This is a genomic window from Commensalibacter sp. M0268, assembly GCF_016101925.1.
Lineage (GTDB): Bacteria > Pseudomonadota > Alphaproteobacteria > Acetobacterales > Acetobacteraceae > Commensalibacter > Commensalibacter melissae.
The window spans coordinates 90,967-102,325 of sequence record NZ_JACFPQ010000003.1; the positions used below are offsets into that span (position 1 = coordinate 90,967).

Annotated in this window: 13 protein-coding genes; 8 read left to right on the forward strand and 5 right to left on the reverse strand. The window is 39.3% G+C overall.

Features of this window, described 5'->3' with window-relative positions:
* Window positions 1-176 precede the first annotated feature (176 nt).
* Entirely contained in the window at window positions 177-776 is a 600-nt protein-coding gene (gene folE / locus H3R28_RS05925) for a GTP cyclohydrolase I FolE (RefSeq protein WP_155564777.1), read from the forward strand.
* On the opposite strand, the gene H3R28_RS05930 is transcribed toward folE, so the two are convergent.
* The 5 genes from H3R28_RS05930 to fabI form a co-directional block, all read right to left on the reverse strand.
* On the reverse strand, window positions 777-1,118 hold the full coding sequence (locus H3R28_RS05930; protein ID WP_110439244.1) for a hypothetical protein: 342 nt from the start codon (window positions 1,116-1,118) through the stop codon (window positions 777-779). It abuts the gene before it with no gap.
* Between the two features lie 27 nt (window positions 1,119-1,145).
* Window positions 1,146-2,084 (reverse strand): DnaJ C-terminal domain-containing protein, encoded by a 939-nt coding sequence (locus H3R28_RS05935; protein WP_198210149.1) that lies wholly within the window; start codon window positions 2,082-2,084, stop codon window positions 1,146-1,148.
* A gap of 12 nt (window positions 2,085-2,096) precedes the next feature.
* The gene (locus tag H3R28_RS05940; protein WP_155564776.1) at window positions 2,097-2,270 is read right to left on the reverse strand and encodes a hypothetical protein; all 174 of its coding nucleotides are present in this window, start codon (window positions 2,268-2,270) and stop codon (window positions 2,097-2,099) included.
* Window positions 2,271-2,402: 132 nt separating this feature from the next.
* Window positions 2,403-3,497 carry a chorismate synthase gene (gene aroC, locus H3R28_RS05945; protein ID WP_198210156.1) on the reverse strand — a complete coding sequence of 365 codons (1,095 nt, stop codon included), beginning with the start codon at window positions 3,495-3,497 and terminating at the stop codon, window positions 2,403-2,405.
* 27 nt (window positions 3,498-3,524) lie between these two features.
* On the reverse strand, window positions 3,525-4,364 hold the full coding sequence (gene fabI, locus H3R28_RS05950) for an enoyl-ACP reductase FabI (protein WP_110439241.1): 840 nt from the start codon (window positions 4,362-4,364) through the stop codon (window positions 3,525-3,527).
* 334 nt (window positions 4,365-4,698) lie between these two features.
* On the opposite strand from fabI, the gene H3R28_RS05955 reads away from it, so the two are divergent.
* From H3R28_RS05955 to lpxK, 7 genes are all read left to right on the forward strand, one after another.
* On the forward strand, window positions 4,699-5,574 hold the full coding sequence (locus H3R28_RS05955; RefSeq protein WP_198210158.1) for a universal stress protein: 876 nt from the start codon (window positions 4,699-4,701) through the stop codon (window positions 5,572-5,574).
* A 125-nt stretch (window positions 5,575-5,699) separates the two neighbouring features.
* A complete protein-coding gene (locus tag H3R28_RS05960; protein ID WP_162988503.1) occupies window positions 5,700-6,020 on the forward strand; it encodes a DUF2849 domain-containing protein in 321 nt (106 codons plus the stop codon).
* A 6-nt stretch (window positions 6,021-6,026) separates the two neighbouring features.
* Window positions 6,027-7,739, forward strand: coding sequence for a nitrite/sulfite reductase (locus H3R28_RS05965; RefSeq protein ID WP_198210160.1), 1,713 nt, complete (start codon window positions 6,027-6,029; stop codon window positions 7,737-7,739).
* Entirely contained in the window at window positions 7,726-8,211 is a 486-nt protein-coding gene (locus H3R28_RS05970) for a DUF934 domain-containing protein (RefSeq protein ID WP_155566170.1), read from the forward strand. Before H3R28_RS05965 ends, H3R28_RS05970 begins: the two co-directional genes overlap by 14 nt.
* 149 nt (window positions 8,212-8,360) lie before the next feature.
* On the forward strand, window positions 8,361-9,035 hold the full coding sequence (locus H3R28_RS05975; protein ID WP_198210162.1) for a lysophospholipid acyltransferase family protein: 675 nt from the start codon (window positions 8,361-8,363) through the stop codon (window positions 9,033-9,035).
* Window positions 9,032-10,327 (forward strand): 3-deoxy-D-manno-octulosonic acid transferase, encoded by a 1,296-nt coding sequence (locus H3R28_RS05980; RefSeq protein ID WP_198210164.1) that lies wholly within the window; start codon window positions 9,032-9,034, stop codon window positions 10,325-10,327. Before H3R28_RS05975 ends, H3R28_RS05980 begins: the two co-directional genes overlap by 4 nt.
* Window positions 10,324-11,304, forward strand: coding sequence for a tetraacyldisaccharide 4'-kinase (gene lpxK / locus H3R28_RS05985; RefSeq protein ID WP_198210165.1), 981 nt, complete (start codon window positions 10,324-10,326; stop codon window positions 11,302-11,304). Before H3R28_RS05980 ends, lpxK begins: the two co-directional genes overlap by 4 nt.
* The last annotated feature ends 55 nt before the right edge of the window (window positions 11,305-11,359 follow it).

Sequence of the window (11,359 nt, forward strand, 5' to 3'; positions counted from 1 at the left end):
TTCCATATATTTTAATACTGAAGGAAAATATAATAAAATCGTGTAGTTTCATTTTAAACAAAACCGTTTAATTTTCCCTTTACAAAATTAATATATATCTTTTTATATTGTCCAAAATTACTTCATACCAAACAGAAACATTGAACAGTTTTACTGGTTTAAAAGATTTATAGAATATGACTGATAAAAAAACTTCCGCCCCCTCTCGTTCAGAAGCTGAAGAAGCGGTGCGTACCCTTATTCGCTGGGCTGGTGATGATCCGGATCGTGAGGGGTTAATAGATACGCCAAGCCGTGTTATAAATGCCTATGCCGAATTTTTTTCTGGCTATAAAGAAAACCCGAAAGAAATCCTTGGCCGAACATTTGAAGAAGTCGGTGGATATAAGGAAATTGTCCTTTTACGTGACATTCGCTTTGAAAGTCATTGCGAACACCATATGGTTCCAATTATTGGAAAGGCTCATGTTGCCTATTTACCCAATAACTATGTCGTCGGCATTTCCAAACTGGCCAGGATTGTAGAGGTTTTTGCCAAAAGATTACAAATTCAAGAAAGAATGACAGCGGAAATCGCCAATATAATCCAAGAGGTATTACAACCTAGAGGGGTCGCTGTAATCATTGAGGCCACTCATCAATGCATGACAACCAGAGGTGTGCATAACCCAAGTGTATCTATGGTTACATCAAAATTGCTTGGTGTTTTCCAACAGGATCAAAATGCAAGAGCAGAACTTTCAGCTTTATTAAATCGTTCTGTTTCATTTATGTAACTAATTGATCTCAATCGTTGAATGATCATCTAGAATACGACGTAAAATTTGTTGAACATCAGGATATTTCTCCGTGGAAATCACTTCACATAAATAACGCATTTGTCGTCGCGTCGTATAAAGCTGATCCAAAAGTTGCAGAACCAGAGACATTGAATCTTCTGCCACTCCCAAATGATCCCTTAATTCAAGAATTAATTTGGCCCTTGCCTCATCAATCTCCTTAAATAAATAATTTCCCTCTTTCTTTTCTGGCCTCAACCATTGATTATTTATCCAGTGATAGACATCATTGGCTGTTATTTCAGGTAAATTATAGCATAACATTTCAAGGGTTATCATTTTCTTTCCCTTTTACATTTTTTAGATTTAATTGGATTGATCAATGGATTTACGTAAAAACTCTTCCAAAGCGGGATCGACTTTACCAATCGTAATTTGTAAAGTTACATATAGATTCCCAGCCTCAAGATTTTTACGGGATGGGATACCCCGTCCACGTAACCTTAGTACAGTTCCGCTATCTGAATGAGCCGGCACATTTAACGCAACCTCACCGGTAGGGGTTGGAACAGTCAGCTTACCGCCCAAAACCGCTGTCTTTAGATCAACAGGCCACGTCATTCTTATATCCTGACCATCTCTTTTAAAATAGGCATGAGGCATTACCTGAATGGTAATCAAGGCATCCCCGGCAGGACCATTTTGAAAGCCAGGATCCCCTTTTCCGCGCAACCTTAAGGTCTGACCATCATCAATTCCAGGAGGGATTTTAACATCAAGTGTTCCTCCTTCAGGTAAGGTAATTCTCGATGTTGTACCATTAACTGCATCCAGAAAACTAATTTTCAGACTATAGCGTCGATCCTGCCCTTTCTGTGGGCCCCTACTGGATCTTCCTTGAGAAAAACCCCGACCAGAGAAACCACCCCAGCCACCGCCGCCAAACCGGTTCAATAGATCCTGCAAATCATCCTCGGAAAATTGATTACCGTGCATTCCTTCACCCTGACTGTACCGAAATCCTTGCGCTCCATCAGCATAATGACGATATCCGGCACCTCCCCCCGGAAAGCCCTGTTCCTGACCATGAATGTCAATCTCACCACGATCAAAACGGGCCCTCTTTTCTGGATCTGAAAGCAATTCATTCGCAACGCTAATCGCTTTAAATTTATCCTCAGCCTCTTTATTTCCGGGATTTAGGTCAGGATGATATTTTTTTGCCAATTTTCGATACGCTTTACGTATCTCATCCTGACTGGCTGTTTTCGATATTCCCAAAATGGTATAAGGATCTAAACTCACTGCACTTTTCTCTTAATTTTCTATCATTATGGCTTTGAAATCGATTTCATCGGATAAAGTAATCAACAACGCCTCAAACACATCTGCTGGAATGCCTTTTGCAGCAGAGTTTCTTGCCACCTTAATTAATTGATCCCTTACAAATTCTTTTTCAAAATCAGTATTCTGTTTTTTATTATCATCCATAGTCTGGCAGTCCCAATAAACTTTGAAACCAAAATTTATTTTTTAAAAGTATAACCACATTTTCATTAAACTTGAAATCAAAATAGCTGATTATTTATAAAATACAGTTCATCAATATAATGATAGTTTCTATTATTTATGAATTATCTCCCCAAATTTTCCGATTTGACCGCGATGCCTTAACCAATGATCTGCCAAGACACAGGCAAACATGGCCTCTCCAACTGGAACAGCCCGTATACCGACACAAGGATCATGTCGACCTTTGGTAATTACTTCAACAGATTCACCTTCTGAATTAATTGAAGGTTGAGGGACAAGAATTGAGCTTGTCGGTTTAACTGCAAAACGGACCACAATTGGTTGACCGCTGGAAATACCGCCCAGAATACCACCCGCATGATTAGAGGCAAATGAAAGCTTACAATTTTCAAGATATATAGGATCAGCATTCTCTTCACCCCGTAAGGTTGCAGCGGCAAAGCCTTCACCGATTTCAACAGCTTTTACGGCATTGATACTCATCATGGCCTGGGCAATATCAGCGTCCAGTTTTCCATAAATTGGCGCCCCCAATCCTGCCGGAACCCCTTCGGCCACCACTTCAATCACCGCACCGATGGATGACCCAGCCTTACGGATTATGGATAATTCATTCTTCCAAATCTCGACCATTTGTGCATCGGGACAAAAAAAATCATTTTTTTTAACCTCGTCCCATGACCATCGGTCACGATTGATTTTTTTATCCCCAATCTGAATTAGGGCCCCACGAATAAAAATTGAATTTCCCAAAATCAAACGGGCAATCGCTCCAGCAGCAACACGCATGGCTGTTTCCCTGGCTGAAGATCTTCCTCCCCCTCGATAATCCCGTATACCATATTTCAAATCATAGGTAATATCTGCATGACCTGGACGGTAGGACTGAGCGATATTGGAATAATCCTTGGAACGCTGATTGGTGTTTTCAATCAATAATGATATAGGAGTGCCTGTCGTTTTACCTTCAAACACACCTGATAATATCTTCACCTGATCAGGCTCATTACGCGTGGTTGTAAATGAGGATTGTCCAGGTCTGCGTAAATCCAGCCAAGGTTGAATCAATTTCTCAGAAAGCGGAATCAAGGGAGGACACCCGTCAACAACACATCCGATTGCAGGCCCATGACTTTCCCCCCATGTCGTAACCCTGAACAAGCTTCCAAAACTATTACACGACACGTTACTGTTCACTCACTGTAAAATTGATTAATTATCTGACAAGGCAATATCAGGTGCATCAGGATTTTTCATTCCAACCAGATGATAACCACAATCAACATGATGTATTTCACCTGTGACCCCTCTAGATAAATCAGAAAGGAAATACAAACCCGCCCCGCCAACTTCATCAATGGTAACGTTACGTTGTAAAGGAGAATTAAGCTGATTCCATTTCAGGATATAACGGAAATCGCCTATTCCACTTGCCGCCAATGTTTTGATAGGACCGGCGGAAACCGCATTGACACGAATATTATCAGGTCCAAGATCTGCTGCCATATACTGCACGGAAGCCTCCAAAGCCGCCTTGGCTACACCCATAACGTTATAATGAGGCATCACACGTTCAGATCCCAGATATGTCAAGGTAAGAAGTGATCCACCATCTGGCATTAATCTTGCGGCCTCTTTTGCAACAGCAGTAAAAGAATAGCATGAGATATCCATGGCTGTTAAAAATGCCTCTCTAGGAGTATCAACATAACGTCCACGCAAATATTGTTTATCAGCCCATCCAATCGCATGAACAACAAAATCTAGTTTTCCCCATTTTTGGGCAATATCTTCAAATACGTTGCTGATATCCTCATCTTTACTGACATCACAAGGCAAAAGATAGGTTGATCCCAAACTTTCGGCCAAAGGGGCGACCCTTTTTTTCAAGGCATCTCCCTGATAAGTAAAAACAAGCTCTGCCCCTTGTAACGCACAAGCACGCGATATTCCCCATGCTATCGAATGATTATTGGCCAAACCCATAATCAAACCGCGTTTTCCTTGCATCAAATTTCCCTTTACAGGCAAAACATCATTTTTCGTTATCATAACACCCCTTAATAGATTTTTTGTTTTTGTATGTCTTTTGACAATTAAAAAGTAGACAGAACAATTCCTAAATTGGCGTTCATTTTAAAACAAAAAAAAAAGAAAAGAAATCATTTTCATTATGGATACAATCTTTAGAGATTAAACCCAAACATTATCAAATAATACCCCTCAAACTTTTTGTTTTAATTAAGCTCCAGCATTCCTGTCACAAAAATGTGATTCTTTTCAGCGCTCTATTTCAGCCTAGAATTCATTTTATCTATTAAAAAATCAAATAAGCGATTAATATCCAAGATTATACCCCGTTTATTTTAAGGAAAGGGAATAAACAATGCTTAGCGTCAAGAAAATACTCATTCCTATTCAAGGCACCCCTTTATCTGAATCTACTCTAACCACTGCCTATTACCTCTCAAAAAACTATAATGCTCATCTTGCCGTTATCCATATTCAACCCGATAGAAAAGACCTCATTCCGCTTACTAGTGAGGGATTGTCCGGATCCATGATTGAAGAGGTCATGAATATTGCCGCCTCAGAAAATCAAAAACGGTTAAAACTTGCCCGAGAAATATTCGATAATTTTATCGATAAATACAATATCGAATTAACCGACCCAGACCTTACTGAATCTGCTAAGGAAAAAATTACGGCCAGTTTCACCAATATGGTTGGACGGGAAAATGAATTAATTACCTACTGGGCACGCTTGTCCGACATAACGGTGATTTCTCACCCCGATTCAGACAGCGAAATTTCCTCTTCCGAAGCACTTCATACCCTATTATTCGATAGTGGCCGCCCCATCATTATCGCCCCCAAACAAAAACCCCTGACAACCGGCAAAAAAATCTGTATCTGCTGGAATGGCAGCGCAGAATCAGCCGCCGCCCTGCATGCAAGTTTGAGATGGCTTCATTATGCTGAACAGGTCTATATCCTATATACGAATGATTATGAAAATCATGGTAAAAAAATTCAAGATGTTGTTAACTATCTCAAATTCCATAACATTCAAGCAACTCCCCATCAATTGGGCAATGACAGGGATGTTGGAAATACAATCCTTTCAACCTGTAATGAGATAGGAGCGGACATGTTATGCATGGGTGCCTATTCCCACCCACGTTGGCAGCAGCTGATTCTGGGAGGGGTCACACGTTACATGCTTGAAAACGCCAATATATCTGTCTTGATGAATCGATAAAACATCATCTTCATTTATCCTTATGGTAAAAGGATAATTTTTCCTTTTACTATTTTTTTTGTGTAATTATAAAAAATAATGTTATATATACATACTTGTATAGTTATAAAAAGGAATTACCTATTGTGGTTTCTCAAGACAGGCAGGCCGATCAATCTGATTATTATGTTTTAACCGCAAATCGTCTTCTGGATGGGCGGGTTGTGTGGTTCACCCCGCAAGAATATTGGGGGATAATGCTGGAAGACGCCCAACTTTTTTCCAATAAGGAAAATGCCGAAAAAAAATTGCAGGAAATCATCCAGTCCAATACTGCCCATTTTTTAATTGATTTACATTATGTAGAATTAATAAACCCTTTCCATCCAGCATCAGCACGTGAAAAAATTAGAGCGTTTGGTCCCAGTACACATCCTGGATTTAATCCACGCTCTATAATAAGATGATTATCAATGAAACAGTTTCCATCCCATGATACCGATTCAAACTCCATAAAAGCCATTGGTCGTTATAACTATGACGAAATTGATTTTGATTTTTTAAAAGAAAGAATCAATCAATTCAGGTCACAGATTGAAAGACGGCTGAATGGTGAACTTTCTGAAGATGAATTTAAACCTTTACGATTGATGAATGGTGTATACCTTCAATTACATTCCTATATGCTTCGTGTCGCCATCCCATATGGTATTTTATCATCAAAAATGTTGCGTGGTTTGGCATATATTGCCCGTTACTACGATCGTGGATATGGTCATTTCACTACCCGTCAGAACATACAATTTCATTGGACAAAACTAGAGGAGGTCCCCGATATTCTAACATATCTGGCATCTGTTGAAATCCATACCATCCAAACCAGTGGAAATTGTATCCGTAATATCACCAGTGATGAGTTTGCTGGTGTGGCGCAAGATGAGATCTTGGATCCCCGTATTTATGCAGAAATTATGCGTCAATGGTCAACGCTTCACCCTGAATTTTCATTTTTGCCCCGAAAGTTCAAGATTGCTATAAGTGGCTCTTCAAATGATCGTATCGCTGCTTGTTTTTATGATATTGGCATATTAACCCGTCGCAATGAACAGAATAAACCCGTTTTTGAAATCTGGGTTGGTGGTGGCCTGGGCCGCATTCCGGTTAAAGGTAAAATCATCCGTGATGACTTGCCCCCTGAACATTTGCTTGCTTATCTTGAAGCCATTATCCGTGTTTATAATCTGCATGGAAGTCGAAATAATTTATATAAATCGAGAATCAAAATTCTTGTAGAGAATCTTGGTATAGATGCTTATCGCAAACAGGTTGATAAAGAATTTGATACCATGGATTTAGAACAATACCGTTTGTCTGACGATATCATAAATTCGATTCACAAACGTTTTGGTCATCCCAATCTTGCCGATATCCCAAACGCTTCTGAAACCATGAAAAAACATCAGCAAAACAATCCGGAATTTGACCGATGGGTAAAACATAACAGCCACCCTCATTTTCATAAAGATTATATAGCAACCGTCATTTCCCTTAAAAACATCGGGGAAACACCTGGTGACATGACAGCAGATCAAATGAATGCTCTGGCCAATCTGGCAGAGGAATATTCCTTCGGGGAAATTCGTGTGACTCATTTACAAAATCTTGTCTTGGGGCATGTCAGAAAAGACCAATTATTTTTTCTATGGCAGGCTTTGCAAAAATATCGGCTGGCAATGCCAAATCAGGGATTAATTACAGATATCGTCTGCTGTCCCGGACTTGATTACTGCTCCTTGGCAAATGCGCGGTCAATCTCTGTCGCCAAGGAAATAATGTCTCTATTTCAGGATATCCGTTTACAGGAAAAAATAGGTCCCATACATATTGGAGTCGATGGATGTATCAATTCCTGTGCCCATCATCATATCATGAATATTGGTGTTTTGGGGGTTAATAAAAAGGGGGAGGAATTCTATCAAATAAAACTTGGCGGATCTTCCTATAAAGGCAGAGCCGCAATAGGTGCCATACTAGGAGCGGCACTTACTGCGGAGGAAGCGGTTGATGCCGTTCGCAGGCTAATTGATTTTTATCTTGAGCAACGTCATGAAAATGAATATTTTATTGATACTTACAACCGCCTAGGTATCAGCCCATTCAAGGAAATTGTCTATGCTACTGCTTAAAGATGGTGAAATTATTGATAACCCCTGGATTGTAATTGAAAATAATTTACCAACATCGTTACCTGATTATCCGATCCTGTCGCAAACGCTTTTATCCACACTTGACAATATCGATAAAATTCATCAACCACTTGGTGTTTTATTGCCATGCGATCAAGATATTGAACACTTAAGACCTTATCTTGAAAAGCTCTCCCTTATTGTCCTGGAATTTCCCTCTTTTAAAGATGGCAGGGCTTTTTCACAAGCTCGCCAAATCAGAGAGCATCTAAAATTTACAGGAGAATTACGGGCAATTGGGCATATTCTTCCCGATCAATATCAATTTCTAACCAGGGTTGGTTTTACAACCATCTTGATCCCAGATAATGCCAATATAGCAAGTTGGAAAGAAAATAGACAGCATTTTACAATCGGTTTTCAGTCTTCCGTTTTAAAAGAGCCCAAACAGGGTTTGGTAAGAAAGCTTTAGGTCTCTTACAAGTAACGATATATTTTAAAATATACTGTTATCTAACTAATAAAATAAAATCTTGTTCAAATTGTACAATAGATTCCTATATCAATCATATGTAAATCTTTATCACCATCAGTTTCAAACAGCATTTTATCCATTTTCAAATGTTTGCTTCCATAAAAAAAATAATTCAAAATAGTTTAATCTTTATTTTAAGAGGTTATTTAAAACTGGCCTTACAAACAACATGTTGGCAATTTGATATTGACCCGCAAGCACGCTCTTTACTTACTTGTAGGGATGGTCAACCCGCCATTGTCATTTTTTGGCATGAAACCCTGATCCTTTCACCACGTTTGTGGTGGTGGGCCTTACCTCAGAACCCTTATCTTACCCTATATGTACTTATTAGTAAAAATAATGATGGACGCCTCATCAGCAAAATTGTTAATCCGTGGCGAATATGGACAGTACAAGGATCTGCCAATAAAAATGGACAAGATAAAGGTGGGGCGACCGCTTTCCGCAAACTTCTAAAATTATCCAAAACAGGTCATCTAATCGCCATCATGCCCGATGGGCCAAGAGGCCCACGCCATCATTTACATCCGGGATTGATCAAGCTTGCCTTACTTGCCAAAACCAAAATCGTACCTGTCGGAGCTTATTGCAGCTCAATACGCCTAAACAACTGGGATAAATTGATCGTCCCCTTACCGTTCGGTAAAGGAAAAATGGTTTGTCGCACACCTATCAAGGTCACAAAGAAAAATTATGATATAATTGAAACAGAAATCATTAACCAACTACATCAAGCCAACCAGCTGGCACAATCATGAAAATCATAATTGAGGATCATTTTCTTTTATCAGCCTGGACAGCATTAACGAATTGTTTGTCTCCCTTTTTACCATTTTATCTTCAAAACCGTTGTAAAAAGGGTAAAGAAATTCCCAACCGCCTTAAAGAAAGGCAAGGTTATCCTACCCAATCCAGACCTGCCGGTTCAATCATACAGTTTCATGCCGCAAGTGTTGGAGAACTTGTTTCCATTTTTTCGGTCATTCAAGCCATTCATATTCAGGATTCCAGCCAGAGTTTTTTAATTACAACAGGAACAGTTACCTCCTTTCGTATCTTAGAAAATTTCATATCGCATCATCCAATATTAGCCAGACATATTATTCATCAATTTATACCCCTCGATATTCCACAATGGATCAATCGTTTTTTAACTTATTGGCATCCATCCCTTATTGTTCTGGCAGAAAGTGAAATCTGGCCCAATCTTATCAAAGAGGCCTGCCAAAAAAAAATACCACTTGCTTTAATCAACGGACGCCTTTCCGATCGCTCATTAAAAAACTGGAAAGTTTGTCCATCCCTTATCCAAAACATTCTATCACGTTTTCAATGGATCGTTTCCCAATCTGAACATGACCAAAATAATTTTGCACATCTACAGATTACAACCGATTATTTGGGCAATTTAAAACAAACAGCACAAAAACTCCACTTTAATTCTCAAGAATTGGTCGAGTTAGAAAACTATTTTAATAATTCTCCAATCTGGCTGGCAGCATCAACCCATCCTAACGAAGAAACCCTTATTGCCAAAACGCATGCTGTATTAAGAAAAAAATGGCCCAACCTTATTACAATCATTGTACCACGCCATCCTGAACGAGGACAGGAAATCATTAATGAAATAGGAATGGTTGCCCAACGCAGTAAACATGAGCTTCCTTTTGAAAACGGTTTATGGCTCTGTGACACTTTAGGAGAGCTTGGACTATTTTACAGATTGGTTGACATTGTATTCATAGGCAACAGTCTTGATGTTGTTCATAAAGGGGGTGGACATAATCCATTTGAAGCTGCGCGATTAAATTGTACCATTGCAACTGGACCCAAAATACATAATTTCAGACAGGCTTATTATCATTTGCAGAAAGCGGTTACAATAATTCACACCATAGACGATCTGACAAACTGGGTTGATAAAATGCTGTCCAACCCACAATTGAGAAAAAAACAAGCCTGCCTGGCCTTGGAAATCATGGAACAAAAAAGCAATCTTGCTACGGATATTGGCACTCATCTTCTAAAATTAGCAAGGCAATCCATATGAAGGCTCCCTTTTTCTGGCAACAATATCCTCCCACACCAACAGCAAAAATTTTAACCCCCTTTTCGTTCATAACCTCACTTATCACCCGTTATCAAATAAACAAACCAGGATGGCATGCCCCTATTCCTGTTCTCTGTTGTGGAAATTTGACTATTGGTGGCACAGGAAAAACTACCGTAGCGCTGGAAATGGGTCATTATTGCCAACAACAATCAATTCCTTTCGCCTTTTTGACGCGTGGCTATAAAAGAAAAAGCAGAATTGCAGAACCATTTATGGTTGATCTCAATCAGCATAATGCCAAAGATGTTGGTGATGAAGCCCTTTTATTGGCCCGACTTGCACCAACGTGGATTGGTGGCAATCGAGCCGCATCGGCCAAAGCAGCAATAAAGAAAAGTCCTATAAAATTACTAATCATGGATGATGGTTTGCAAAACCCTACCCTGTATAAAGATCTATCCATCCTAGTTATTGATGGTGTAACAGGTTTTGGAAATCAAAGACTTTTGCCTGCCGGCCCTTTACGACAACCTGTTATACAAGGGCTTAAAACAGTCAAAACCTGTATTTTTATTGGCAAAGATAAAACAGGGCTTTTACCCACGATTTCATCCCATGTACCCGTTTTCAGGGCAAATCTAACAATGAATCCTGCCATTCGACAGTTTTCTAATCAATCTGTTATCGCCTTTGCAGGCATTGGACGACCTGAAAAATTTTTTCAAACCTTAAAAGATAACCAACTTATCCTTTCAAAAACAATTTCATTTCCAGATCATCATCATTACACAAACAAAGACCTAAACAAGCTTTTATCACTTCATCGCCATTATCAATTGCCCCTGGTAACAACACCCAAGGACTATGTTAGGTTACCAGATCAATTCAGACCTTTGGCCACTCCACTAAAGGTTTGTTTGACATGGCACGATCCTGCATCTTTACAAAAGATATTCCATATGATTCATTTCTAACCAATTTATTTTTCAAGATTTCTCTATATCTTTTCTATGTAATCTTTTAGACTGT